The sequence below is a fragment of the Paraburkholderia sp. SIMBA_053 genome (assembly GCF_046534895.1).
Classification (GTDB): domain Bacteria; phylum Pseudomonadota; class Gammaproteobacteria; order Burkholderiales; family Burkholderiaceae; genus Paraburkholderia; species Paraburkholderia caledonica.
In genome coordinates this window covers 616,209-641,669 of record NZ_JAWRXU010000002.1, presented here as the reverse complement: position 1 = coordinate 641,669, position 25,461 = coordinate 616,209, and the positions used below count along the sequence as shown (strand labels likewise).

Sequence of the window (25,461 nt, the reverse complement as noted above, 5' to 3'; positions counted from 1 at the left end):
TCCTTGCGGACGCACGCTGCGTGTGCCCGCATTCCATACTTTTTGTTTCGAAATAAGCGACGCGGACTGATCTTATCAAACCTTTAGGTCAAGCCTAAAGTGCGTTCAAGAGCCTTATTCGCCAATTTCCATACATTGAGGAGACATTCATGGCCAAGATGAGAGCCGTCGACGCCGCCGTGCTGGTGCTCGAAAAAGAAGGTATCGACACCGCGTTCGGCGTGCCGGGCGCAGCGATCAACCCGTTTTACTCGGCCATGCGTCGCGCGGGCAACATCAGCCACGTGCTCGCGCGTCACGTAGAGGGCGCTTCGCACATGGCCGAAGGCTATACCCGCGCGCAGCCCGGCAATATCGGCGTGTGCATCGGCACGTCGGGGCCTGCCGGCACCGACATGATCACCGGTTTGTACTCCGCTCAGGCCGACTCGATCCCTATTCTGGCTATCACCGGACAAGCGCCCCGCGCGCGCCTGTACAAAGAAGACTTCCAGGCGGTCGACATCGAATCGATTGCGAAGCCGGTCACCAAGTGGGCCGTGACCGTGCGCGAGCCGGCGCTCGTGCCGCGCGTGTTCCAGCAGGCTTTCCATCTGATGCGCTCGGGCCGTCCGGGACCTGTGCTGGTCGACTTGCCCATTGACGTGCAGCTCGCCGAAATCGAATTCGACATTGACACGTACGAACCGCTGCCGGTCTACAAGCCAAAGGCAACGCGCAAGCAGATCGAAGCCGCCCTCACCTTGCTCAACGATTCCGAGAAGCCGCTGATCGTGTCAGGCGGCGGCGTGCTGAACGCAGCCGCTGAAGATCTGCTCGTGCGCTTCGCCGAAACCGTCGGCGTGCCGGTGATCCCGACGCTGATGTCGTGGGGCGCGATTCCCGACGACCATCCGCTGATGGCCGGCATGGTCGGCCTGCAAACCTCGCACCGTTACGGCAACGCGACGATGCTTGCGTCCGACTTCGTGCTCGGCATCGGCAACCGCTGGGCGAACCGTCACACGGGCAGCATCGACGTTTATACGAAGGGCCGCAAGTTCGTGCACGTGGACATCGAGCCGACGCAAATCGGCCGCGTGTTCGGTCCGGACCTCGGCATCGTGTCGGACGCGAAGGCCGCGCTCGAACTGTTCGTCGAAGTCGCGAGCGAATGGAAAGCCGCAGGCAAGCTGAAGGATCGCAGCGCATGGGTCGCCGATTGCCAGCAGCGCAAGCAGACCATGCATCGCAAAACTCACTTCGACAACGTGCCGATGAAGCCGCAGCGCGTCTACGAAGAGATGAACCAGGTGTTTGGCCGCGACACGTGCTACGTGAGCACGATCGGCCTTTCGCAGATCGCCGGCGCACAGTTTCTGCATGTCTACAAGGCACGCAACTGGATCAACTGCGGCCAGGCCGGCCCGCTCGGCTGGACGATTCCGGCTGCGCTCGGCGTGCGCGCAGCAGACCCGCAACGGCCGATCGTCGCGCTCTCGGGCGACTACGACTTCCAGTTCATGATCGAAGAACTCGCGGCCGGCGCGCAATTCAAGCTGCCGTACGTGCATGTGGTCGTGAACAACTCGTACCTCGGCCTGATCCGCCAGGCGCAGCGCGCATTCGACATGGACTTCTGCGTGCAGCTCGGCTTCGAGAACATCAATTCGCCGGAGACCAACGGCTATGGCGTGGATCACGTCGCGGTGGCCGAAGGCCTCGGCTGCAAGGCGATTCGCGTGTTCAAGCCGGAGGAACTCAAACCGGCGCTGCAAAAAGCGCAGTCGATGCTCTCCGAGTTCAACGTGCCGGTGGTCGTCGAAGTGATTCTCGAACGCGTGACCAACATCTCGATGGGCACGGAGATCGACGCGATCAACGAGTTCGAGGAACTCGCCGTGACGCGCGAAGACGCGCCGACTGCGATCAGCATTCTCGACTGAACCTGACGGCCGAAATCGCGGGGGCGCGATTGCACGACTGCACTGCAATCGCGCTATGAAGTTTTTCAACGACCGACCAGAGAGACCTGAGCACCATGCCCAAATTCGCAGCGAATCTCACGATGCTTTTCAACGAAGTTCCGTTCCTCGACCGCTTCGCGGCCGCAGCCGACGCGGGCTTTAACGCCGTCGAATTCCTGTTTCCGTATCCGTATCGGATCGCCGAGTTGAGCGAGCGTCTTCAGCAGAACCGGTTGAAGCTCGTGTTGCACAACCTGCCCGCGGGCAACTGGGAAGCCGGCGAGCGCGGCATTGCCTGCCTGCCCGATCGCGTAACCGAGTTCCAGGAAGGCGTGGGCCGTGCGATCGAATACGCGAGCGCGCTGAAGGTGCCGCAACTGAATTGCCTCGTCGGTATTCCGACGGCGGGCGTCGATGCCGACAAGGCACGCGCGACCATCGTCGATAACCTGCGTTTTGCAGCCGGTGAATTGAAGAAGGCCGGTATCAGACTGCTAGTCGAGCCGTGCAACTCCTACGACATTCCGGGCTTCGCGTTGAATCGCTCAAGCGAAGGCCTCGACGTGATTCGCGCCGTAGGGTCGGACAACCTGTTCCTCCAATACGACATCTATCACATGCAACGGATGGAAGGCGAACTCGCGGCAACGATCAAAAAGAATCTGCCGCAAATCGCGCATATCCAGCTTGCCGACAATCCGGGGCGCAACGAACCCGGCACTGGCGAAATCAACTACCCGTTCCTGTTCGACCTGCTCGACTCGATTGGCTACGACGGCTACGTCGGTTGCGAATACAAGCCGCGCACGAACACCACTGCCGGCTTGTGCTGGGTGCAGAGCGTGGCCGGGCAAAGGCGCGGCGCCGCGCACGTCGCCGCCTGAACGATGCGCTGAACACCGCGTCGTGCAGACCGGGCGCGTCACGCCTCGAAAGAAGTCCCGCCAAGGGACCGCTAACAACACTGGAAACACTGGAGATTCAGACACATGGCAAAGATCGGTTTCATCGGGCTCGGCATCATGGGCGCGCATATGGCGCGCAACCTCCTCAAGGGCGGTCACACGCTGTTCGTGAACGGCGCGTACCCAGTGCCCGAAGATCTGGGCAAGAGCACGAACGTGGTGTCCGACTCGACCGCTGTCGCGCAAGCCGCCGACATCGTGATCATCATGGTGCCCGACACGCCTGACGTGGCCAACGTTCTTTTCGCCGACGACGGCGTCGCCGCCGGCCTCACGGCAGGCAAGCTCGTGATCGACATGAGCTCGATCTCGCCGCTCGATACTCAGGCGTTCGCGAAGAAGATCAATGCGCTCGGCGTCGATTATCTCGATGCGCCGGTGTCCGGCGGCGAAGTCGGTGCACGCGAGGCAACGCTCACGATCATGGTCGGCGGCCCGGAGAAAGCCTTTGCGCAGGCAAAGCCGCTCTTCGAACTGATGGGCAAGAATATCTCGCTGATCGGCGACAACGGCGCGGGTCAGACGTGCAAGGTCGCGAACCAGATCATCGTGGCGCTGAACATCGAGGCAGTGGCCGAAGCACTGCTGTTCGCATCGCGCTCCGGCGCCGATCCGGAACGTGTGCGCAAGGCGTTGATGGGCGGCTTCGCTTCGTCGCGCATTCTCGAAGTGCACGGCGAGCGCATGACGAAGCGCACTTTCAATCCGGGCTTCCGGATCGAACTGCATCAGAAGGATCTAAACCTCGCACTCGACGGCGCGCGCAAGCTCGGCATTGCGCTGCCGCACACCGCGAGCGCGCAGCAACTGTTCAGCATCTGCGCGGCGAACGGCGGCAAGGCATGGGATCACTCGGCGATGGTTCGCGCGCTCGAAATCATGGCGAATTACGAAGTCGCACAAGCGCCGGATAGCGAAGCGAAAGCAGCTTGAACTTGCAGCGTTTCTTCGCGGCTTGCGAATCAGCAATAGCAGTGGCCGGATGCATGGAGATGCGTAAATAGCCAGGTAATACCGGTTGCCGCGGATGTTGCCTCGTCAACGCTACGGCAATCGCAAGTGGGGCGCCCGGTTCGTCGCGCGGCATCGCGGCGGAACGGGCAAATCGTGCCGCTCTGGGCTGAGAGCGGCAAAGTGGGGTCCGCAGCGGCACCCGGCGGCGCCGGGGAAGCCTTGGTCGGTCAGACGTCGTCGTCGGGTGTCCGGCTGTCGGATTCATTCTCAGGTTTTCTCCGCCACTCAATGGCGTAGCGCGCCCTCATGCGGCGCCGTGATGCACGCACGTTTGCATTTGCTTGCAACTTCGTGGCCACTTCCTTACCTTTCTTGACACTCCGTCACCCGCTATCTCCTACACTCGTGAGTCGTTGCATGCATCCGGGCGCGCCTGCTGCCTGATCACGCGTTCGCGTTGTGCGGCGTGCTCAGCATCGCAACGAGTGCTTAACTCGTACGCAAAGCATGCTCGCGTACCAACATGAGGAGTGTGATCGATGGGTATTCTCAGTTTCATCAAGGAAGCCGGCGAAAAATTGTTCAGCGCCGCGTCCACGACGGCCAAGGCCGAATCCGCGCCCGCCGCACCGGACCTCGCCGCGCTGAACAAGACCGCAGGCGACGCGATCGCCACTTACATCCGCAGCCAGGGTCTGAACGCAACGAATCTGCAGGTGACGTACGACGGCACGAGCCATACGGTCACCGTATCGGGGGAAGCCGCCGACCAGCCGACCAAGGACAAGATCCTCGTGGCAGCCGGCAATGTGCAGAACGTCGACAAGGTCGACGACCAGTTGAGCGTGACCGCCCCCGCCGCGGCGCCTACGCAGTTCCACACGGTGGTGCCGGGCGACAACCTGTGGAAGATCGCGGAGAAGTACTACGGCAGCGGAGCTAAAAACGACTTGATCTTCCAGGCCAATACGCCGATGCTGAAAAGTCCGGACAAGATCTATCCCGGCCAGGTGCTGGTGATTCCGGCTGCTTAATAGCTGATTGCAAATGCCCGCCTCGGGCGGGCAAAAACACTGCGATAAAACGCAACGCGGCGCTCGAAGTCATTACTCGAGCGCCGCGTTTTTCTTTGACAACTTCCGTTGAACGCCGCGAGGCGTCAATACGTATCGAACGCTTTTTGCAAAGCGACTGGTCCGGCGCCGCCAGCGGCCAATGCCACCATCAGCAGCACACGCGCCTTGTACGGATTGAGCGAGCCGGCGCTGACAAAGCCGAGTGCATCGTCGGCGGCCGCGCCGTTGCGCATTACATGCCCTGAGCCCACGCGCGACGAACGCACTACCGCGACGCCCTGCGAAGCGGCATCGGCCAGAGCCTGCGTCAGCGACGCGTGAATCGAACCATTGCCCGTGCCCGCAACGACGATGCCGCGCACGCCGGCTGTCACGAGCGCATCGACGGCAATGCGGGACACGCCGGCATAGCTCGCGACGATTTCCACATGCGGCCAGTTCGCACCGATCACGAATTCAGTGGACAACGTATGCGGACGTACGACGCTGCGCTGAAATTCGACGCGCCCGTCCTGCACCCAGCCAAGCGCACCGACTTCGGGCGACTGGAATGCATCGACGGCATAGGTGCTCGTCTTGACCACGTCACGCGCACTGTGAATCTTGTTGTTGAATGCAACGAGAACGCCCTGTCCGCGCGCGCCGGCATTTGCCGCGACGGTCACGGCGTTCAGCAGATTGAGCGGTCCATCGGCGGACAGCGCGGACGCGGGGCGCATTGCCGCTGTCAGCACCACCGGTTTGTCGGACTTGACCGTCAGATGCAGCAGATACGCGGTTTCTTCGAGTGTATCGGTGCCATGCGTGACCACCACGCCGTCGATGTCGTCGTCAGCAAGCAGCGCGTTGATGCGTTGCGCGAGCGCGGTCCATAGCGGCATGGCCATGTCCTTGCTGTCGACGCTCGCAATCTGCTCCGGCGCGATGCGGGCTACCGTCGACAACGCCGGCACCACGGCCAGCAATTGCTCGACGCCGACCACGCCGGCCTGATAGCCAGACGTATTGGTAGCGTCCGCGGCCGCGCCGGCAATCGTGCCGCCGGTGGCGAGCACGGCGATGCGCGGCAGCAACGCGGCGGCGCCAGGAGAGGAAGAAGAAGTCTGTGCGTTCATGGCGGCGATTGTAAGCGATGACGCGCCGCCGTCGCGCGCCTTTGCAGCGGCCAAGGCCGCTTTCCCCGTCAGCGCTTCACACTGCCTCGCGCAACTGCGCGGCGATTTCCGCCTCGGTCAGTTGCGGTGCGAACATCTCGATCAACCGGTAGGCATATGCACGCAAAAACGCGCCCTTGCGCAAGCCGACCCGCGTCGTGCTCGCCTCGAACAGGTGCTGCGTGTCGAGCGCGACCAGTTCGCTGTCGCGTTTCGGGTCGTAGGCCATTGCCGCGACCACGCCGATACCCATGCCGAGCTCCACATACGTCTTGATCACGTCGGCGTCGATCGCGGTCAGCACCACGTCGGGCAGCGCCCCCGCTTTCGCGAACGCCTGGTCGATATGCGAGCGGCCCGTGAAGTCCTGGTCATACGTGACGATCGGGAATTCGGCGATTTCGTCCAGCGTCAGATTGGGGCGGCCGACGAGCGGATGATCCTTCGGCACGACCACGACGTGATGCCACGAATAGCATGGAAACGTGACGATGTCGGGGAAACGGTCGAGCGCTTCCGTCGAGATGCCGATGTCCGCCTCGCCGTTGATGATCATCTGCGCGATCTGTTGCGGACTGCCCTGGCGCAGCGCCAGATGCACCTTCGGAAAAACCTCGGTGAATTGACGGATCACCTTCGGCAGCGCGTAGCGTGCCTGCGTGTGCGTGGTCGCGACCACCAGATGGCCACTGTCCTGGTCCGCGTACTGACGCGCGACGCGGCGCAAATTCTCCGCGTCCAGCAGCATCCGCTCGATCAGTTGATGCACCGCCTTGCCCGGCTCCGTGAGACCCGTGAGCCGCTTTCCGCGTCGAATGAAAATGTCGACGCCGAGTTCGTCCTCGAGATCCTTGATCTGTTTCGACACGCCCGACTGCGACGTGTAGAGCACGTTCGCCACTTCGGTCAGGTTCATGTTCTGACGCACGGCCTCGCGCACGAAGCGCAATTGCTGGAAGTTCATCTTGAAGTGTCCGGTTCAGCGAGAGTTGAGTTGTTCGAGTTATTCAGTTCATTCGCGTGGAGTCGCATCGGTCATGCGCTCATTGCGCCGGGAAGACCCGCAGCGCGCGCGGCACCGCCGTCACGCCGTCGCCGATCGAGAGACGCAGCTCGCGCCATGCTTCCCGATCGAGTTCGGCTTCGAGCAGATTGCCCTCGCGGCCCGCGAGTTCGACCCGCACGGAGCCGCCCAGTGTCACGACGCGCCGCACATCGACGACGATACCCTCGCGGTGCCCCGCCGACTGCGGATACAACTGCAAATCGTGCGGACGTACATAAGCGAAAGCCGGACCGCTGAAGTCGGTGCTGATGGCGACCGGCAACGCCGCGCCGTCCACCACGAATCCGCTCGCGTCGACGTTGCCGTGCAGGCGGTTCGCCGCGCCGAGAAACTCATACACAAACGACGTTTGCGGATGGTCGTACACGTCCTGCGGACTGCCGACCTGCTCCACGTGTCCACGATTGAGCACGACGATACGGTCCGCCACTTCGAGCGCCTCTTCCTGATCGTGCGTGACGAAAATCGTCGAGATATGCAGATCGTCGTGCAGACGCCGCAGCCAGCTGCGCAATTCCTTGCGAACCTTCGCATCGAGCGCGCCGAACGGTTCGTCGAGCAGCAGCACTTTCGGCTCGACGGCAAGCGCGCGAGCGAGCGCGATACGCTGTCGCTGCCCGCCCGACAATTCCGACGGATAGCGCTGCGCGAGCCAGTCGAGTTGCACGAGCTTGAGCAACTCATGCACCTTCTCGCGAATCACCGCTTCCGACGGACGCTCCTTCCTCGGCTTCACTCGCAGCCCGAACGCCACGTTCTCGAACACCGTCATATGACGGAACAGCGCGTAGTGCTGGAACACGAAACCCACTTCGCGCTCACGCGCGCCGACAGTCGCGACGTCCTGGCCCTGCAGGACGACCTGCCCGCCGTCCGCGTATTCAAGGCCCGCGATCACGCGCAGCAACGTGGTCTTGCCGCACCCCGAGGGCCCGAGCAGCGCAACCAGTTCGCCCGGCGGAAAATCGAGCGAGACGTTATCGAGCGCGACGAAATCGCCGAAGCGCTTCTGCAGGTTACGTACGGTGATACCCATTACAGCTCTCCTTGCTTGAGCGGGTGTTGCTGCGAAGATTGCATGTTCAGCGACTGCGCGGTCGACGGCAAAGCGGACGGCAGCGTGACGGGTCCGGCGTGCGCCGGCACGTCGCGGGCGTCCGACAGTTCCGCCGACATATGACGCTCGGCGAGCAGTTTCAATGCGAGCGTCACGAGTGCGAGCAAGGCCAGCACCGACGCCACGGCGAACGCCGCCGAGAAGTTGTATTCGTTGTAGAGAATTTCGACGTGCAGCGGCATGGTGTCCGTCTGGCCGCGAATATGGCCCGATACGACCGACACCGCGCCGAACTCGCCCATCGCGCGGGCGTTGCACAGAATCACGCCATACAGCAGGCCCCATTTCACATTGGGCAGCGTGACGCGGCGAAATATCTGCCAGCCGGACGCGCCGAGCACATGCGCGGCTTCCTCTTCGTCGTTGCCTTGCGCCTGCATCAGCGGGATCAGTTCGCGCGCGACGAACGGGAACGTCACGAAGATTGTCGCGAGCACAATGCCGGGCACGGCGAAGATGATCTGCACGTTATGCGCTTGCAGCCACGGACCGAACCATCCTTGCGCGCCGAACATCAACACGTAGATAAGACCCGAGATCACTGGCGAGACCGAGAACGGCAGATCGATCAACGTGGTGAGGAGCGCCTTGCCGCGAAACTCGAACTTCGCGATGCACCACGAAGCCGCGAGGCCGAACACCAGATTGAGAGGCACGGCGATTCCCGCTGTGATAGCCGTCAGCTTGATGGCCGCCAGCGCATCCGGATCGGCGAGCGACTCCAGATAAAAGCCAAGCCCCTTGTTCAACGCCTGATAAAACACGGCGACGAGCGGCACGACGAGAAAGAGCCCGAGAAACAGCAGCGCAATGCCGGTCAGAATCCAGCGGACAAGCGGCGGTTCCGTGACTGGATCGGGCCGGCGCGCAATGTTCAGTGGCGCGCGCGGAGCCACGGCGTGCGCCTTGACGCCGTCGGCGTTATCGACGTGACCTGCTGAATGGCGGCTCATTGCGCACCTCCGCCAATGCTTGCAACGCTCGCGGCGCCGGGTGCAGGCCCCGCGTTGCCGCGGCTCGTGCGGCGCTGCAGATACCACTGCAGCGTATTGATGAAAAGCAGCATCAGGAACGAGACGACGAGCATCACGACGGCAAGCGCCGTCGCGCCGGCGTAGTCATACTGCTCGAGCTTCGTGATGATCAGCAGCGATGTGATTTCCGACTTCATCGGCACATTGCCTGCAATGAAAATGACCGAGCCGTATTCGCCCAGTGCGCGCGCGAACGCGAGCGCGAAGCCCGTCAGCAGTGCCGGCAACACGGCCGGCAACACCACGCGGCGAAACGTCAGCCAGCGCGATGCGCCGAGGCAAGCGGCAGCCTCTTCCTGCTCGCGCTCGAACTCTTCGAGCACCGGCTGCACCGTGCGCACGACGAACGGCAAACCGATAAAGGTCAGCGCGACGAGCACGCCCACCGGCGTAAATGCGACCTTCAGACCGAGCGGCTCCAGGAACTGTCCAATCCAGCCGTTGCCCGCGTACACGGCCGCGAGCGAAATGCCGGCCACCGACGTGGGCAGTGCGAACGGCAGATCGACCACGGCGTCGACGATGCGCTTGAACGGAAACCTGTACCGCACGAGCACCCATGCGACCAGAAAGCCGAACACCGCGTTGATCAGTGCGCCGCCGAGCGCGGAGAAGAACGTCAGCCGGTACGAGGCCAGCACGCGCGGCGAGCTGACGGCGCGCACGAACTGACTCCAGTCGAGGGTGGCGGTCTTCAGAAAAGTCGCCGCGAGCGGAATCAGCACCACGAGGCTCAGATAAGCCACCGTGATGCCGAGTGTCAGGCCGAAACCGGGCAAGGCGCTTGGTTTACGGAAGGTCAACGTGGTCATGCTCGATACTCTTTCGGTTGATGCTCGTGTTGCCGGCCGCCTGGTCCTGATCGGCCAAAAGCGCGCCAGCGGCGCGCTCCGGAAAGTGACGCGCCGTGGCGCGTCGCGTTGCCTCGGTTCGCGCCTGCCGCGGCGCGGACCTGGGCTGTGTTACTGAGGCTGGTAGATCGAATCGAATACGCCCCCGTCGGCAAAGTGCGTCTTCTGCGCGTTGGCCCAGCCGCCGAACGAATCGTCGACCGTGTACAGCTTCAGCTTCGGAAACTTCGAGGTCAGTTCGGCCGGAACCTTGTTCGAACGCGGACGGTAGAAGTTCTTCGCGGCGATTTCCTGGCCCTGCTCGCTGTACAGGAAGTTCAGATACGCTTCGGCCAGCTTGCGCGTGCCATGCTTGTCGACGACCTTATCCACCACCGCCACCGGCGGCTCGGCCAGAATGCTCACGGACGGCACGACGATTTCGAACTTGTCCGGACCGAATTCCTTCAGCGAGAGGAACGCCTCGTTTTCCCACGCAATCAGCACGTCGCCGATGCCGCGTTGCACGAAGCTGGTGGTCGCGCCGCGCGCTCCGGAATCGAGCACGCCGGCATTCTTGTACAGCTTGCCGACAAACTCCTTGGCCTTCTGGTCATTGCCACCCGGCTGATGCGCTGCATACGCCCATGCCGCGAGATAATTCCAGCGCGCGCCGCCCGAGGTCTTCGGATTCGGCGTCACGATCGACACGCCGGGTTTGGTCAGATCGTCCCAATCCTTGATGTGCTTGGGATTGCCCTTGCGCACCAGAAACACAATCGTCGACGTGTACGGCGACGCGTTGTCGGGCAAGCGCTTCTGCCAGCCTTTATCGATCAAACCCTTGTTCGCGATCGCGTCGATGTCATAAGCGAGCGCGAGCGTCACGACGTCGGCCTGCAAGCCGTCGAGCACCGAGCGCGCCTGAGCACCCGAGCCGCCGTGCGACTGCTTGAAGGTGACGGTCTCGCCGGTCTTCGCCTTCCATTCTTTGGCGAAAGCCTGATTCACGTCCTGGTAAAGCTCGCGAGTAGGGTCGTAGGACACATTGAGCAGCGTCGTGTCGGCGGCTTGCGCCTGGCCTGCCGCGCCAAGGACGCCGAGCGCGGCTGCCGCGCCGAACGCGAGCGCTGCGATAAGTTTTCGGCTCCTGCCTGCCCGGCCCGCTTCGTGATTGTTCATGCCAAGTTCTCCGCGTGTTGGTGCGCTGAAACAGCGTGTGTTGTTTTGCGTCGGGTCACGTGCACATGAGCGACTGGAGGCCAGTCTATCCAGGGGCTTTCATCATTAAAAATAATGTTTATTCATTTTTTAATACGCAAAAGTGGTAATGACAGCCAGATAAGGCGTTGCGGCATGAAAACGGATGTCTTGACGTCGATTTACGACGCTCCAGCGAGGGGTCGAGCCGCAAACTTAAAGTAAAGCTTGAATTGCGCCGGATACTGTATAAAAATACAGGCACCTGTTCATCCATACAGTGGCGCCATGACCAAACTCACCGCACGACAGCAGCAGGTTTTCGATCTGATCCGCCGGGCCATAGAACGCACCGGTTTTCCGCCCACACGTGCGGAAATTGCCGCCGAACTGGGCTTCAGCTCGGCCAATTCGGCTGAAGAGCATCTGCGGGCGCTTGCACGCAAGGGCGTGATCGAACTCGCGGCCGGCGCGTCGCGCGGCATTCGCCTGCTTGCTGGCCCGGACGAGGCGCCGCATCAGTTCACATTGCCGCACGCCAGCATCATGCAGCTGTCGCTGCCGCTTATCGGCCGGGTTGCCGCCGGTAGCCCGATCCTCGCGCAGGAACATATCGCCCAACACTATGCGTGCGACCCGGCGCTCTTCTCGAGCAAGCCCGACTACCTGCTCAAGGTGCGCGGGCTGTCCATGCGCGACGCGGGTATCTTCGACGGCGATCTGCTTGCGGTGCAGAAAAGAAGCGAGGCCAAAGACGGCCAGATCATCATTGCGCGGCTTGGCGACGACGTCACGGTCAAGCGCCTGAAGCGCCGCGCGAACGGTATCGAGTTGATTGCCGAGAACCCCGATTACGAGAACATCTTCGTTGAGACAGGCAGCGCGGATTTCGCGCTGGAAGGCATCGCTGTCGGGCTGATCCGCCCGGGCGAATTCTGATAGCACGGGTTTGGCTTAATGAGCGACAAGCTCAGTGCGTCATTAGCCAACCGCTCGCCTGCTCACCGACCAAAGCAGTACTCATGTTGAATCGCCCGGAGAGACTCATGGAACGCCTTGCCCGCCTGTTGCCGTTTCGCCAGTTCGGCCGTCTGCGCCATCTGCGCAAGCTGGTACCTTGCTCACTGATCGAAGCGTCCACGGCCGCTACCGCGTCGCTGTTCGACTCTCCCGCTCGTGGGTGCGACCGGCAGGCCGCGTTGCCGTCTTCATTGCCGTCGTCATTGCCGGCATTCGCCCGCGTGTCGCTGAACTCGGGGCTCAATACTGCCGAGCCGGAGCGCCGTGCGCCGGTGCGCGTGTACCACGGGCCGTCGCGGCTCATCATGGTCGGCACTGTAGACGCGGTGTGCCGCATGATTGACCGTTGCATCGCCGAGGAAACCAACGTCCACGGTGCGGTGTTCGAGTCTTGATGAGTTGTGAGGTGTGGGGCGCGTCGCTCACATGGTTTGTGGCAGCGCACGGATCGTTTCAGCGCGGTTGCGGTCCACGTTAGATCACACCTGATGGAGATTTCCGCTCGATGGCAGTTTCAACACCTAGGAAGCGCAGCGCCCGTCCGCTTGCAGTCACGCTTACCGTCACGTTGATCGTGATCGCGCTGATCGCGGCGTTGGGCTTCGCTTATGCCTCCCCGTATATCGCGCTCAATAACCTCAAACGCGCCGCCGACGCGCGTGACGCGCAGACGGTGAATCGGTATGTCGATTTTCCTGCGTTGCGCGAGAGCCTGAAGCAGCAAGTCACCGGCTTGCTGACGCGGCGGCTTGACTCACATGGAAACGGTAATCCGTTGGCTGCGATCGGCGCGATGATTGGCGTCGCGTTGATCGGCCCGCTCGTCGACGCGTATGCAACACCCGACGGCGTGGCTGCGCTGTTGAACGGCATGCCGCCGCGCGGCGAGCCGGGTGAGCGGCCCAACGCCGCGCCAGTCACCGGCAATCCGCCCGCTGCCAATGCGCCCGCCCCCGGATCGTCCGGTGCGGACAGCCGCACGCCCGGCGGCGCTACGGGTGATCCGAACGGCAACGCGGTTAGTAGGGCCACCCCGCCGCAACCGCCGCAAACCACAGCCGGCTATCGCGGCATCAACGAGTTCGCCGTCACATACCAGCACGGTGCGGGGGACGCGCGTTACTCCGCCATCTTCATGCGCGAGGGTCTTTTCACGTGGAAGCTGGCGGCGGTCAATCTGAACGAGTGAGCGCCAGGCGCGGCTTGTCAGATCGAACGCGCACGCGGCCGATTTGACGCAATGCACTCGTAATGCACGCGCCGCCCGCTACTCCGTCCTCCGCGTTCATCCCGACCAAAGCTCACCAGCACCCACCCGCACGAAGGCTGCACGCCTGGCGCGGGTGGCCGTGCACCCGAACCGCATCGTCAGGCCGCTTCCTGCTGCTGCTCATGCGCTGAAGAGCACGCGACCAGAATGCTGCATGACACCCGGTCGAGCAGCGGTGTATTGCCAGCACCCATCCACCATCGGGACAAGCCCGTGCGGCAACGGTGGCCCACCACCACCAGGTCGACGTGCAACTCGTTGGCAAGATTGGCGATCTCGTCGATCGGATGGCCGAACGCAAAGTGACCCTGCGCGTTGACGCCGCGCTCGGTCAGCCAGTCCACGCCCTCTTGCAGGATGTCCCGCGCGGTCTTTTCGAAGCTGCCGCACGCGACGTCCGTCAGCAGGCCCGCGCTTTGCGCAATGCTCGAGCGCATGTCCACCACCGAAAGCAGATGCGTTTGCGCCTTCAGATCCAGCGCAAGGTCGGCGCCGCAACGCAAAGCCTTGCGGCCTTCACGCGAGCCGTCGTAGCACAGCAGGATTTTCTGGTAGCTCGCCATCGTTCTTCCCCTTTCCGCAAAAGCGCGGTCTGAATCAATCATGGTGCGCCGCAATTCAGCTTGCAAGGGATGGAAAACGCTAAGTGCGATTGCTGCACGCCCCGGCCTTGTGCATAGGAGGCACACTCGGTGAGGACAACGCCGGCGACGCCTTTGCGGCAGTGCAAGAACCCACAGCGCGGGGCGCTCCTTAAACCGCCATTTCCCGGCTGATGACCTAGAATGAGCAGCCTTCCCGTCGATTCGCCTCTTTTGCCTGAGCCTCGATCCCTATCCATGCCCGACACCGCTATCGAATTCCAGCAGGTTGAAAAAAGTTACGGCGAAAAGAAAGTTGTCGACGGACTGTCGTTTCATGTCGACGTCGGAGAGTGTTTCGGCCTGCTCGGACCAAACGGCGCGGGCAAGACCACCACATTGCGCATGCTGCTCGGCATTGCCACGCCGGACGCCGGCTCGATCCGCCTGTGCGGCGAGCCGATTCCTGGCAGGGCGCGCATCGCGCGGGCGCGCGTGGGCGTGGTGCCGCAGTTCGATAACCTCGATCCCGACTTTACCGTCCGCGAGAACCTGCTGGTGTTCGGCCGCTACTTCGGCCTGAGCGCCGCGCAATGCCGCGCGATGGTGCCGTCGCTGCTGGAATTCGCGCGGCTGGAGAGCAAGGCCGACGCGCGCGTGAGCGAACTGTCGGGCGGCATGAAGCGGCGCCTCACGCTCGCGCGGGCGCTCGTCAACGATCCCGATGTGCTGATCATGGACGAGCCGACTACCGGCCTCGACCGCAGGCACGGCATCTCATCTGGGAGCGACTGCGCTCGCTGCTCGCACGTGGCAAGACGATTTTATTGACCACGCACTTCATGGAAGAAGCCGAGCGGCTATGCGACCGGCTGTGCGTGATCGAAGAAGGACGCAAGATTGCGGAAGGCGCGCCAAGGGAGCTGATCGAGTCGGAAATCGGCTGCGACGTCATCGAGATTTTCGGCCCCGATCCGTTCGCATTACGCGATGAGCTTGCGCCGCTCGCACAGCGAACCGAGATCAGCGGTGAGACGCTCTTCTGTTATGTGAACGACGCCGGGCCAGTGCATGCGCGACTGAAGCAGCGAGCGGACCTGCGCTATCTGCACCGCCCGGCGAATCTCGAGGATGTGTTCCTGCGTCTCACCGGCCGCGAGATGCAGGACTGAATTCCATCGACACTGCACGAGACACGCAATGGATGCACGCACTTATCGAAGCAACGAAGCCACGCCTCCCATGCAGGCCCCTTTCGCCGCGTTGCCCGCGAACGCGGTCAACTGGATTGCGGTCTGGCGCCGCAATTACCTTGTGTGGAAGAAGCTTGCGCTCGCCTCCATGTTCGGCAATCTCGCCGACCCAATGATCTATCTGTTCGGCCTCGGCTTCGGTCTCGGGCTGATGGTCGGCCGCGTCGACGGCGTGTCGTATATCGCCTTCCTAGCAGCGGGCACCGTTGCGTCGAGCGTCATGATGTCCGCGAGCTTCGAGTCGATGTATTCGGGCTTCTCGCGCATGCACGTGCAACGCACGTGGGAAGCAATCATGCACACGCCGTTGACGCTCGGCGATATCGTGCTTGGTGAAGTGATCTGGGCGGCCAGCAAGTCGGTGTTGTCGGGTGCCGCGATCATGCTGGTGGCGGTCGCGCTCGGCTACGCCAGTTTTCCGTCAGTGCTGCTCGCGTTGCCCGTGATCGTGCTGACCGGCCTCGCGTTCGCAAGTGTCGCGATGGTCGTGACCGCGCTCGCGCCGTCGTACGACTTTTTCATGTTTTATCAAACGCTGGTGTTGACGCCGATGCTGTTGCTCTCCGGCGTGTTCTTCCCGATCTCGCAGTTGCCTGCCGCCGCGCGTGGTGCGGCCGAGGTCCTGCCGCTCGCGCACGCGGTCGATCTGATACGACCCGCGATGCTTGGGCGCCCGCTCGACAACGCCCTGTGGCACGCGGCCGTGCTGGCGGGTTATGCGGTAGGAGGGTTTATCGTCGCCGCCGTGCTGTTTCGGCGTCGGATGATGAAGTAACTCGTGCCCGGCGTCCAGAGAGGCGCGGACAATTCGAGGGCGGCTGACCCGATAGGTCAGCGCCCACGAATGAATTTGCTGCACGGACGCGAGCTCAGTCCTCTTCGTCGGTCCAGGGAATGTCGACGTCCGAGATGAACGCGACTGTTGCAAACGGGCCGCCTTCGTGACGGCCGATCTTGCCATCTGCACGCTGCCATTCCACCCGGAACATCGTGCCCGGATCGTCGGCAATCAGCCGCACGGTGCGGATCTCGTCCGGATCGGCGTCCTCGACCGGACCGTCGAGCGAAATCTGCAGTTCTTGCGGCCAGAGACCGTCGGCCGGATCGTAAATCTTGTCGCCGTCCGGAATCAGTGTGAATGCTTCGACGCCGATCGTCGCCGAAGCATCAACGATCATTTTCGCTAGCGCGCGCAGCAGCGCGGTGGCCCGCGCCGAATTCGCCTGACGGATCGCAAGGTCCCCGCGCGTCAGCGCCTGCTCGAGTTTTGGGTTTGTTTTTTGTTGCGCCATTCGATGTCCTGAGTGCTATCGCCGAGTGTGAACAGTGCGGCTGAAAACCCGCCGCCGCTGCCGATTTTCCGGGCTGCATCCTACCATTCGTGCGCGCCGCGCCACGTGCAGAAGCACGACACGAAGGCAGAAGCCCGTCCTGCTCACCACAGTTTAGGTCGTGATTTGCCGACAGGGAGGGACATTTGCCTTTCGTTGCATGTCCCAGCGAACTCAAGGCGCCGGATTCGGCTGCAGCTGATGCAGTGCGTCGATTTCATCGAGCACGTCCTGAGACAGCTTTACGTCGACGCTCGCAATGTTCTCCTTCAACTGATCGAGCGAGGTCGCGCCAATCAGATTGCTCGTGACGAACGGCCGGCTATTGACGAAGGCAAGCGCCAACTGGGCCGGCGACATGTGATGGCGCTTTGCCAGTTCGACGTAACGCGTGGTGGCCTGGATCGCCTGGGGCTTGCTGTAGCGCTGGAAGCGCTCGAAGAGCGATATGCGTGCGCCAGCCGGCCGCGCGCCGCCTTCGTACTTGCCGGACAGCCAGCCGAAGGCAAGCGGCGAATACGCGAGCAGGCCGATGTTGTCGCGGTGCGCGTACTCGGAGAGCCCCGCCTCGTAAGTTCGGTTGAGGAGACTGTACGGGTTCTGGATGCTGACGATACGCGGCAAGCCGAGCTTTTCCGACGCGCGCAGGAACTGCGCGACGCCCCACGGCGTTTCGTTCGATACGCCCACATGGCGCACCTTGCCCGCCTTGACGAAGTCGGCGAGCACGGAAAGCGTTTCGTCGATAGGCACGGTGTATTCGTCGTCGACCCACGGATAGGCCGGACGGCCAAACGTCATCGTATTGCGATCTGGCCAGTGCAGCTGGTACAGATCGACGTAGTCCGTTTGCAGGCGCTTCAGGCTGTCGTTCAGCGCCTCAGTGAGGTTTTTACGGTCGAACTGGTTGGTCTCGCCGCGGATATGTCGCGGGTTATGCGGCTGGCGCGCGGGGCCCGCGATCTTCGTAGCGAGCACAATTTTCTCGCGCGCGCTGCGATGCTTCGCGAGCCACGTGCCGATAAATCGCTCGGTCGAGCCTTGTGTCTCGGCGCGCGGCGGCACCGGATACATCTCTGCGGTATCGATCAGGTTGACGCCATGATCGAGCGCGTAGTCGATCTGAGCGTGCGCGTCCTGCTCTGTGTTCTGCTCGCCCCACGTCATGGTGCCGAGTCCGATCAGGCTGACCTGTACATCCGAATCGCCGAGTCTGCGGTATTCCATGGAAGCTTTCCTTGTTAGTTATATGAACATAAACCGCTCAAGTTACCATGCCCGCGCGATGCCTGCAGCACGGCTAGAATGCCGTGCAGGCGTGCAGTGCAAGCACGCGTCGCCCAACATTCCTTGCGCCGGTGCATCACGATGAATCCCGAACACCTCGAACTGCTGGTCACGCGTGTGATGCCCTACGGCAAGTACAAGGGCCGTCTGATAGCCGACCTGCCCGGCCATTACCTCAACTGGTTCGCGAGCCAGGGCTTTCCGCCGGGCGAGATTGGACGGCTGCTCGCGCTGATGCACGAGATCGATCACAACGGTTTGTCGTCGCTGATCGAACCATTGCGCAAGCGCTGAAGCGTTCTTCCGATCAACTGCATCGCATGATAAGAGCAGCGGCGGCCTGTTCTGTTGCAGAAGATTAACCAGGTGTTACCGCGCAATGGATGCGCCGACGCGCTTTCGATCGCGGCATGCAGCACGCGCCTTGGAGTACCGGTGCGGCACAGGGATGCGCGTTGCGCAGGCACTCGGTGCGAGCGTAATGCGCAGACACAAATGCGGCTGAACTCTCAGGCTCGCGACCTTTCTGATCCTTTATGTGAGGACGGGAGGCGATTGTGAGCAGACTCTTTGCATCGATGGCATTGCTGGCCGTGGTCGCGGGCGTCAGCGGATGCGCAGTCGCGCCCGGCTATGACTACGCCTACGCCCAACCCTATTACCCCGCTTATGGCTACGGATATGGCACACCCTACGCGCCGGTGTACGGCACGGTCGGCATCTGGGGCGGCTGGGGCGGACCGTGCTGCTACTACCACGGCGGCGGCGGACACTGGGGCAGCGGTTGGCACGGCGGTCACGGCGGCTGGCATGGCGGCCACGGCGGCGGATATGGGGGCTATGGCGGATCCCACGGCGGCAGTTCGTGGAGCGGCGGCGGGCATGGCGGACGCAGCCATTGACGAGAAAAGCGCGAACCCAAAACAAAAACGGCGTGTGATTTCTCACAACGCCGTTTGCAATCAACTTCAATCTTTACTGCCGAAATTCTTTGGGGTGGCTGATGGGGCTCGAACCCACGACAACAGGAATCACAATCCTGGACTCTACCAACTGAGCTACAGCCACCACTGAGATCTGCTTTGACTTGCCGGAAAACCTGACTCGCCAACGAAGAAACGAGATTATACGAACACGTTCCGCGTTTGCCTAGTCCTTTATTCAAAAATTTCGGCTGGCTCACGCAGATGCTGTCTCGCCTCGTTGAAGATAGCGAGGTCGCGCGCAGCGAGGCGCTTGCTATCAGAGAGCACGCGGCGCCAGCCGCGCGCACCTGATTCGCCTCGATAGAGACCGAGTGCGTGACGAGTGATCGCACCAAGGTAAGTGCCGCGGGCCATCTCGGCTGCGCAATATTCGATGAGTTTCGCCTCGACCTGCTCGCGCGTGAGCGGCGCTTCGGTGGACCCGTAGAAGCGCGCGTCCACATCGGCCAGCATATACGGATTGTGGTATGCCTCCCGCCCGAGCATCACGCCGTCGACGTGTGCAAGATGTGTCTGCACTTCGTCGAGCGTCTTGATCCCACCGTTGATGATGATCTCCAGTTGCGGAAAGTCGCGCTTCAATTGATACGCGTAGTCATATTTGAGCGGAGGGATCTCGCGGTTCTCTTTCGGGCTCAGCCCTTTGAGAATCGCGTTGCGCGCATGAACGATAAAGACGTTGCAGCCGGCATCTGCGATGGTGCCGACGAAGTCGCGTACGAAGCCGTAATCCTCGACGGCATCCACGCCGATTCGATGCTTGACCGTGACAGGCACGGAGACGACGTCGCGCATGGCCTTCACGCAGTCGGCCACCAGTTGCGGCTCGTTCATCAGACACGCGCCGAACGCGCCGCGCTGCACACGCTCCGATGGGCAGCCGCAATTCAGATTGATTTCGTCATAGCCCCATTGCTCGCCGAGCTTCGCCGAGCGCGCGAGATCGTCAGGTTCGCTCCCGCCGAGTTGCAATGCGACGGGCGCTTCGTCGGGTGTGAAAGCAAGATGGCGCGGCACATCGCCGTGCAGCAGGGCGCCTGTCGTCACCATTTCCGTGTAGAGCCACGTGTGACGCGAGATGATGCGATGAAGCGACCGGCAGTGACGATCGGTCCAATCCATCATGGGTGCGACACTGACCCGGCGCGGACTGGCAGTACTAGCTGAAGACATGGGGCGGCCAAAGGCTTGAATCGAAACCGCAATTTTAGCGCAACGCGGGCGATTGACCGGCCGCCGCATGGCCGACCACCATGTAAAACCCCTTCCCGATCAGGTCTTTAACTCGCATCTACCGCTTGGCGATCGGGGCCAGACCGTCGCTGAGCCCCGCCCGCTCTACGATCGCCCGATTATTTCACCAGCAAGAACAGTAATTTCAAATTATCGGCACAAATTCTCGATAGTAGGGGTATACACTGCCTCCATCGACGTTGCACACAGCCCCGGCTCCTGCGACGCCATTCCGAAAGTCGAACATCATTGGAGGTACATCATGAAGACCAAATTTATCGCCGCCCTTCTCGTTGCCGTTTCCGCCTCGATCGCTGCACCGGCTTTTGCAAGCGGCTACGGCCCGGCACCGTTCTATCGTCCGTCGGTCGGCGCACCGGCTTCGCAACAAGGCCAGAACGCGCAGACCGTCGCGGCTGAACGCGCTAACGCCGAATCGAACGCTTACGGTGGCGTGAACAACGCGTCGTCGCAATCGGGCACGCGTGAACCGGCATCGGGTCCGCAGTCGGTTTTCTTCGGCCACTAAGCATTCGCTGCCGAGCTTGCTGCGCTTAGCGGCAAGCACAGAGGGCGCCGAGCATCGGGTTCCGATGACGGCGCCCTCTTCCGTTTACGGGCTCAGGCGGCCTCAACCCGCAACACCTGCGTCGATGACTTCGCGCGCGGCCCGAAAACCTGCTTCGGCCGCGGCGTGCTCGGTGGGCCACAGGCTGTCGATATGCACCAGCCGCCAGTCGACCACCACTGCGCTTCCCCGCAGCACCCGGAAATGCGCCTTGACGCCCGTGAGCACCTGTTCGACCGCGACTTCGATGTCGTAGTCCTGATAGCGCTCCTGGTAATCTCCCATGTCGAGCCCCTTCGGCTCCATTTTCACCTCCACGTCTGCCGTGCTTCCCGACGTTCGCAGCGCCCGCGTGCGCGCCGCGTCAACGCGATAGTTGCGCTGCGCGAACGCCGTCACATGCGCTGACGCCGCATCGCGTAATCGCCGGCATTCATGCTCAATCGCAATCGCCTGAAAGGTACTGCCTGCCGTTACAGGTGATTTCGACTTCGTCCCCGCTTGCCTCGGTGACGAGCCCGCAAGCCAGCAGTTCAGCGGTTACGGTCTGTGGGAATCGCGGCGGCGGCTGACCCACGCCGACCTCGTTCAAGCGGCGCAACGCTTCGATCGCTTCGGGACTCAATGACTTCGACATGGCTGCCTCCGTCGAAATGGCTAAATTCATCCTAGCAAGTTTCGAGAGCGAATGCAGTCGCATTGGGTGCATCGTCATGGCCGAATGGCTTTGCGCGTGAATTTTCGCCGGCAAGCCGGGTCTATCCCGAACTCACGCAATCCGACCGGCCGCGAAGCACGCACAAGGAGAAGGAGATGAAGCGAAACACTCTGACAGCTCTGTCCGCAGTCGCCGCACTGGCAGCGATGTGTGTAGGCGAAACGGCGCCGTGGGCAGCAACGGCCAACGCGGCCAAAGCGGCCGAAGCGGCGCAAGCCGGATCAACGGCTTCCAAAGGCTCCGCTGCGCCGGCAAAGCAGCCGGCGGCGCCGGGCGACGCCGCGTCGTCGATGGCGAAGCCGCCCGAGGCGGCCTCCGGCTCGACCGGATCGAGCAACCCGGACAACATGCCGATCAAGCGTCCGCGCAAGCCGACCAACGACAAGATGATGCACGAGCCGCCCGCGAGCGGTGCGAACGCGAAATAGCGCGGCGCTTACAGGCGCGCGATCGAGACCTCCGTCGACTTGACGAGCGCGACGACTTCCGAGCCGACCTGCAGGTCGAGTTCGTCGATCGAGCGCGTGGTGATCACAGAAGTCACGATGCCAAACGGCGTGTCGACATCGACTTCGGACACAACCGGTCCACGGATGATTTCCTTGACCTTGCCTCTGAACTGATTGCGTACGTTGATTGCGGAAATGCTCATTGCGAGTGACTCCAGGGAAGCGATTAAAAACGGTCAGTCGAGGAATGTCAGACAGCCCAGCGGACGTCTGTAGGCCGCCGGAAGCGGCCCTGGCTACGCGTGCCGCGTGCGTCTTCGGGCTGTCCGGACAATGCGTCGTCGTTTGGTGCATTTTTCAGAACGCGCTGCAGCACATGTTCTTCGAGCGCCGCGAAGCCCGCCGACGCACGCGCTCGCGGGCGCGCGAGCGGCACCGGCTGATCCAGCGCGATGCGCCCTTCTTCGATCAAAAGGATGCGGTCGCCTAACGCGACGGCCTCGTGCACGTCGTGCGTGACGAGCAAGGCGGTGAACTTGTGCTCGCGCCACAGGCGCTCGATCAGCGAATGCATTTCGATGCGCGTCAGTGCATCGAGCGCGCCGAGCGGCTCGTCCAGAAGCAGCAGTTGCGGACGATGCACGAGCGCCCGCGCCAACGCGACACGCTGACGCTGACCGCCGGACAGCTGAGCGGGCCAGTCGCCGGCTCGCTCCAGCAATCCAACTTCGGCCAGCACCGCACGCGCGTCTTCCCGCGCGCTGCGGGGCAGTCCGAGCATCACGTTCTGCAACACGCTCTTCCACGGCAACAGGCGTGCGTCCTGAAACATGATGCGAGTGTCGAGCGGCCGGCCGTCTTCGGCACGCTTTTCGAGCACGCCCGCCGTGGTCTTCTCCAGACCGGCGACGAGACGCAGCAACGTCGATTTCCCACAACCGCTACGGCCGACAATCGCGACGAAACTGCCGCGCTCGATCGACAGGTCGAAGTCCGTCAGCACCTTGCGCTCGCCATACTGCTTGCCGACGCCGCGCAACCGGACCGAATAGTCGGCCGCGTTGTTCTCGCGACGTGGACCGTTTGGTTCGCCCGCCGCACTCGCGTCCCGCACATAGCCGTGGGCTGTGTCGCGTTGCTGCGAGTCCGCGGCCAGGCCGGCGTCGCGATCGGCGATGCGCGCCTGCGCCAGTTCCGCTTCGAGATCGCTGCCCGCGATGCCGCCGAACGACGATGAAAATGTCGTTGCGCTCATGCCTTGCCTCCCCGTTGATAAGCCGGATGCCAACGCAGCGACACGCGCTCCAGGCTTTTTGCCAGCACGTCGGCGACCTTGCCGAGCGCCGCGTACAGCAGAATGCCGACCACGACGACATCGGTTTGTAAAAATTCGCGCGCATTCATCGTCATGTAACCGATGCCCGACTGCGCGGAAATCGTCTCCGCAACGATCAGCGTCACCCACATCAGCCCGAACGCGAAGCGCACGCCGACGAGAATCGACGGCAAGGCGCCGGGCAGGATCACATGGCGATAAAGCGCGAAACCCTTCACGCCGTAGCTGCGCGCCATCTCGATGAGATTGGAATCGACCGAACGGATGCCGTGAAACGTGTTCACGTAGACGGGGAAAAACACACCCAGCGCTACGAGAAAGACCTTCGCCTGCTCCTCGATGCCGAACCACAGGATCACAAGCGGGATCATCGCGAGCGCCGGGATATTGCGGATCATCTGCACGGTCGAATCGAGTGCGATTTCGACCGGCTTGAAGAGGCCCGTCGCGAGTCCGAGCACGAGACCGATCCCACCGCCGATCGCGAATCCAGACACCGCGCGCCACGTGCTGACCTTCACGTCCGCCCACATCTCGCCCGACTGGATCAGCGACCACGCGGCCTTCACGACGGCGAGCGGTTCGGGCAGAACGCGCGTCGACAGCACGCCGCTGCGCGCGGCGGTTTCCCATGCGAGGAGAATCAGAAGCGGGGCGACCCACGGCGCGAGCGACGCGCCGACTTGCCGTAACGACCCGAAAACGGACGCCAGCGCGGAACCGAAACCGGCGCCGCCGCGCGCGCTCTCGTCCCGATCCGCACTTACAGTGGATTGAGCCATGGTTACTTCCCTCATTGCGTGTCGAAGATGCCGTACCGATGCGGGCGACGCTCAGCTCGCGCTCGCCGCCTTCGGCAAATAGTTGTTGCCGACGATCTCGCCGAAGGGTCCCGACAACGGCCCGTCCGAAGTCTTGCTCTGCCGGTTCGGCAGCAGCGGGAACACGAGTTCGGCGAAGCGATACGACTCTTCGAGATGCGGATAGCCGGACAGGATGAACGTCTCGATACCGAGGTCCGCGTACTCCTTCATGCGCGCCGCCACTTGCTCCGGGTTGCCGACGAGCGCGGTGCCCGCGCCGCCTCGCACGAGACCCACGCCGGCCCACAGATTCGGATAGACCTCGAGTTCGGCGCGCCCGCCCCGTTTGCCGCCGTGCAGCGCGGCCATGCGGCGCTGGCCTTCGGAATCCATCTTCGAAAACGATGCTTGCGCACGCGCGATGGTTTCGTCGTCCAGCTTGCTGATCAGCTTGTCGGCGGCGGCCCATGCTTCTTCTTCGGTCTCGCGCACGATCACGTGCAGGCGAATGCCGAACCGGATCGTGCGGCCGTGCGCCGCGGCGCGGGCGCGAATATCGGCGATCTTCCTTGCAACCGCGGCGGGCGGCTCGCCCCACGTCAGATAGGTGTCGATGTGCTCGCCCGCCATGTCGTGCGCGGCCGGCGACGAACCGCCGAACCACAGCGGCGGATGCGGCTTCTGCACCGGCGGATACAAGGCCTTGCCGCCCTTCGACTTCAGATGCTTGCCGTCGAAATCGATTGCGTCGTTCGTATGCGCCGCCGTCAGCAGCTTGCGCCAGATGTGCAGGAATTCATCGGTGATCTCGTAGCGCGTGTCGTGATCGACGAACACACCATCGCCCTCTAGCTCGGCCGCGTCGCCCCCCGTCACCACATTGATCAGCAGGCGCCCGTTCGACAGACGGTCGAACGTGGCCGCCATGCGTGCCGCAAGTCCCGGCGACGAAATGCCCGGCCGGATCGCGACGAGAAACTTCAGGCGCTTCGTCGCGGCGATGAGGCTCGATGCAACGACCCATGCGTCCTCGCACGAACGGCCGGTCGGCAGCAGCACGCCCTCGTAGCCGAGCGTATCGGCGGCGACAGCGATCTGCTGGAAGTAGTCGTAATCGGCTGCACGCGCGCCTTGCGACGTACCGAGATAGCGGCTGTCGCCATGAGTCGGAATGAACCAGAACACATTCATTTACTGCTCCCTGCGAATTCAAAACTGGATTGAATAAAGACTGTGCATGCCGCGCGGGAAACGCCAAGGCGAAACCACACGCCGGCGCAGGCG

The 25,461-nt window shown here is 62.6% G+C and carries 28 protein-coding genes, 1 tRNA gene and 1 pseudogene; 13 read left to right on the top strand and 17 right to left on the bottom strand.

Annotated features, from left to right (window positions below):
* Positions 1-149: 149 nt before the first annotated feature.
* From gcl to lysM, 4 genes are all read left to right on the top strand, one after another.
* Positions 150-1,925 carry a glyoxylate carboligase gene (gene gcl, locus SB753_RS09425; RefSeq protein ID WP_087750964.1) on the top strand — a complete coding sequence of 592 codons (1,776 nt, stop codon included), beginning with the start codon at positions 150-152 and terminating at the stop codon, positions 1,923-1,925.
* 95 nt (positions 1,926-2,020) lie between these two features.
* Complete coding sequence (gene hyi, locus SB753_RS09420; protein WP_131320568.1) at positions 2,021-2,830, top strand: hydroxypyruvate isomerase; 810 nt, start codon at positions 2,021-2,023, stop codon at positions 2,828-2,830.
* Positions 2,831-2,935: 105 nt separating this feature from the next.
* The gene (locus SB753_RS09415; RefSeq protein ID WP_088174592.1) at positions 2,936-3,844 is read left to right on the top strand and encodes a 2-hydroxy-3-oxopropionate reductase; all 909 of its coding nucleotides are present in this window, start codon (positions 2,936-2,938) and stop codon (positions 3,842-3,844) included.
* Between the two features lie 560 nt (positions 3,845-4,404).
* Positions 4,405-4,899 carry a peptidoglycan-binding protein LysM gene (gene lysM, locus SB753_RS09410; RefSeq protein ID WP_408189680.1) on the top strand — a complete coding sequence of 165 codons (495 nt, stop codon included), beginning with the start codon at positions 4,405-4,407 and terminating at the stop codon, positions 4,897-4,899.
* Positions 4,900-5,024: 125 nt separating this feature from the next.
* On the opposite strand, the gene SB753_RS09405 is transcribed toward lysM, so the two are convergent.
* The 6 genes from SB753_RS09405 to SB753_RS09380 form a co-directional block, all read right to left on the bottom strand.
* Positions 5,025-6,056, bottom strand: a complete 1,032-nt coding sequence (locus SB753_RS09405) for an asparaginase (protein WP_408472271.1) — start codon at positions 6,054-6,056, stop codon at positions 5,025-5,027.
* Positions 6,057-6,132: 76 nt separating this feature from the next.
* Positions 6,133-7,059, bottom strand: coding sequence for a CysB family HTH-type transcriptional regulator (locus tag SB753_RS09400; RefSeq protein WP_020065801.1), 927 nt, complete (start codon positions 7,057-7,059; stop codon positions 6,133-6,135).
* 79 nt (positions 7,060-7,138) lie between these two features.
* Positions 7,139-8,197, bottom strand: a complete 1,059-nt coding sequence (locus SB753_RS09395) for a sulfate/molybdate ABC transporter ATP-binding protein (protein ID WP_020065800.1) — start codon at positions 8,195-8,197, stop codon at positions 7,139-7,141.
* Positions 8,197-9,231, bottom strand: a complete 1,035-nt coding sequence (gene cysW, locus SB753_RS09390) for a sulfate ABC transporter permease subunit CysW (RefSeq protein WP_408189676.1) — start codon at positions 9,229-9,231, stop codon at positions 8,197-8,199. Before cysW ends, SB753_RS09395 begins: the two co-directional genes overlap by 1 nt.
* A complete protein-coding gene (gene cysT / locus SB753_RS09385; RefSeq protein ID WP_020065798.1) occupies positions 9,228-10,124 on the bottom strand; it encodes a sulfate ABC transporter permease subunit CysT in 897 nt (298 codons plus the stop codon). Before cysT ends, cysW begins: the two co-directional genes overlap by 4 nt.
* Before the next feature lie 150 nt (positions 10,125-10,274).
* Positions 10,275-11,324, bottom strand: a complete 1,050-nt coding sequence (locus SB753_RS09380) for a sulfate ABC transporter substrate-binding protein (RefSeq protein ID WP_087750960.1) — start codon at positions 11,322-11,324, stop codon at positions 10,275-10,277.
* Positions 11,325-11,630: 306 nt separating this feature from the next.
* Between SB753_RS09380 and lexA the strand changes: the two genes are divergently transcribed.
* From lexA to SB753_RS09365, 3 genes are all read left to right on the top strand, one after another.
* Positions 11,631-12,281, top strand: coding sequence for a transcriptional repressor LexA (gene lexA / locus SB753_RS09375; RefSeq protein ID WP_027775193.1), 651 nt, complete (start codon positions 11,631-11,633; stop codon positions 12,279-12,281).
* Between the two features lie 107 nt (positions 12,282-12,388).
* The gene (locus SB753_RS09370; protein ID WP_408485060.1) at positions 12,389-12,757 is read left to right on the top strand and encodes a hypothetical protein; all 369 of its coding nucleotides are present in this window, start codon (positions 12,389-12,391) and stop codon (positions 12,755-12,757) included.
* Positions 12,758-12,867: 110 nt separating this feature from the next.
* A complete protein-coding gene (locus SB753_RS09365; RefSeq protein WP_410800037.1) occupies positions 12,868-13,551 on the top strand; it encodes a DUF2939 domain-containing protein in 684 nt (227 codons plus the stop codon).
* A gap of 179 nt (positions 13,552-13,730) precedes the next feature.
* Here SB753_RS09365 and SB753_RS09360 read toward each other — a convergent pair whose 3' ends face one another.
* Positions 13,731-14,195, bottom strand: coding sequence for a universal stress protein (locus SB753_RS09360; protein ID WP_020065794.1), 465 nt, complete (start codon positions 14,193-14,195; stop codon positions 13,731-13,733).
* A gap of 276 nt (positions 14,196-14,471) precedes the next feature.
* Between SB753_RS09360 and nodI the strand changes: the two are divergent.
* A pseudogene (nodI, locus tag SB753_RS09355) lies at positions 14,472-15,385 on the top strand (nodulation factor ABC transporter ATP-binding protein NodI).
* 28 nt (positions 15,386-15,413) lie between these two features.
* Complete coding sequence (locus SB753_RS09350) at positions 15,414-16,241, top strand: ABC transporter permease (RefSeq protein ID WP_410800036.1); 828 nt, start codon at positions 15,414-15,416, stop codon at positions 16,239-16,241.
* A 94-nt stretch (positions 16,242-16,335) separates the two neighbouring features.
* On the opposite strand, the gene SB753_RS09345 is transcribed toward SB753_RS09350, so the two are convergent.
* Entirely contained in the window at positions 16,336-16,758 is a 423-nt protein-coding gene (locus SB753_RS09345; protein ID WP_020065791.1) for a hypothetical protein, read from the bottom strand.
* 213 nt (positions 16,759-16,971) lie between these two features.
* The gene (locus SB753_RS09340; RefSeq protein ID WP_410800035.1) at positions 16,972-18,024 is read right to left on the bottom strand and encodes an NADP(H)-dependent aldo-keto reductase; all 1,053 of its coding nucleotides are present in this window, start codon (positions 18,022-18,024) and stop codon (positions 16,972-16,974) included.
* 141 nt (positions 18,025-18,165) lie between these two features.
* Here SB753_RS09340 and SB753_RS09335 point away from each other — a divergent pair, with 141 nt between their 5' ends.
* Both SB753_RS09335 and SB753_RS09330 read left to right on the top strand, forming a co-directional pair.
* Positions 18,166-18,378 carry a DUF3820 family protein gene (locus tag SB753_RS09335; protein WP_006048800.1) on the top strand — a complete coding sequence of 71 codons (213 nt, stop codon included), beginning with the start codon at positions 18,166-18,168 and terminating at the stop codon, positions 18,376-18,378.
* A gap of 263 nt (positions 18,379-18,641) precedes the next feature.
* Positions 18,642-18,986: a hypothetical protein gene (locus SB753_RS09330; protein WP_410800034.1), complete on the top strand. Its 345-nt coding sequence runs from the start codon at positions 18,642-18,644 to the stop codon at positions 18,984-18,986.
* Between the two features lie 90 nt (positions 18,987-19,076).
* On the opposite strand, the gene SB753_RS09325 is transcribed toward SB753_RS09330, so the two are convergent.
* Positions 19,077-19,152: transfer RNA gene (locus SB753_RS09325), tRNA-His, on the bottom strand.
* A gap of 89 nt (positions 19,153-19,241) precedes the next feature.
* Positions 19,242-20,243, bottom strand: a complete 1,002-nt coding sequence (dusA, locus tag SB753_RS09320) for a tRNA dihydrouridine(20/20a) synthase DusA (protein ID WP_410800033.1) — start codon at positions 20,241-20,243, stop codon at positions 19,242-19,244.
* A 322-nt stretch (positions 20,244-20,565) separates the two neighbouring features.
* On the opposite strand from dusA, the gene SB753_RS09315 reads away from it, so the two are divergent.
* Positions 20,566-20,832 carry a hypothetical protein gene (locus tag SB753_RS09315; RefSeq protein WP_020065786.1) on the top strand — a complete coding sequence of 89 codons (267 nt, stop codon included), beginning with the start codon at positions 20,566-20,568 and terminating at the stop codon, positions 20,830-20,832.
* Between the two features lie 102 nt (positions 20,833-20,934).
* On the opposite strand, the gene SB753_RS09310 is transcribed toward SB753_RS09315, so the two are convergent.
* On the bottom strand, positions 20,935-21,177 hold the full coding sequence (locus SB753_RS09310) for a DUF6566 family protein (protein WP_027775201.1): 243 nt from the start codon (positions 21,175-21,177) through the stop codon (positions 20,935-20,937).
* 133 nt (positions 21,178-21,310) lie between these two features.
* Positions 21,311-21,508 carry a hypothetical protein gene (locus SB753_RS09305; protein ID WP_020065784.1) on the bottom strand — a complete coding sequence of 66 codons (198 nt, stop codon included), beginning with the start codon at positions 21,506-21,508 and terminating at the stop codon, positions 21,311-21,313.
* Between the two features lie 176 nt (positions 21,509-21,684).
* Between SB753_RS09305 and SB753_RS09300 the strand changes: the two genes are divergently transcribed.
* Positions 21,685-22,017 carry a hypothetical protein gene (locus SB753_RS09300; protein WP_410800032.1) on the top strand — a complete coding sequence of 111 codons (333 nt, stop codon included), beginning with the start codon at positions 21,685-21,687 and terminating at the stop codon, positions 22,015-22,017.
* Between the two features lie 8 nt (positions 22,018-22,025).
* On the opposite strand, the gene SB753_RS09295 is transcribed toward SB753_RS09300, so the two are convergent.
* Genes SB753_RS09295 through ssuD form a run of 4 tightly spaced genes read right to left on the bottom strand, consistent with a single transcriptional unit; the run spans position 22,026 to position 25,368 of the window.
* Entirely contained in the window at positions 22,026-22,241 is a 216-nt protein-coding gene (locus tag SB753_RS09295; protein WP_020065782.1) for a molybdopterin-binding protein, read from the bottom strand.
* A gap of 47 nt (positions 22,242-22,288) precedes the next feature.
* A complete protein-coding gene (locus SB753_RS09290) occupies positions 22,289-23,293 on the bottom strand; it encodes an ATP-binding cassette domain-containing protein (protein WP_410800031.1) in 1,005 nt (334 codons plus the stop codon).
* Positions 23,290-24,156, bottom strand: coding sequence for an aliphatic sulfonate ABC transporter permease SsuC (gene ssuC, locus SB753_RS09285; protein ID WP_410800030.1), 867 nt, complete (start codon positions 24,154-24,156; stop codon positions 23,290-23,292). The genes SB753_RS09290 and ssuC overlap by 4 nt, the downstream gene beginning before the upstream one ends.
* 51 nt (positions 24,157-24,207) lie before the next feature.
* A complete protein-coding gene (gene ssuD / locus SB753_RS09280; protein WP_027775206.1) occupies positions 24,208-25,368 on the bottom strand; it encodes an FMNH2-dependent alkanesulfonate monooxygenase in 1,161 nt (386 codons plus the stop codon).
* Positions 25,369-25,461: the final 93 nt, after the last annotated feature.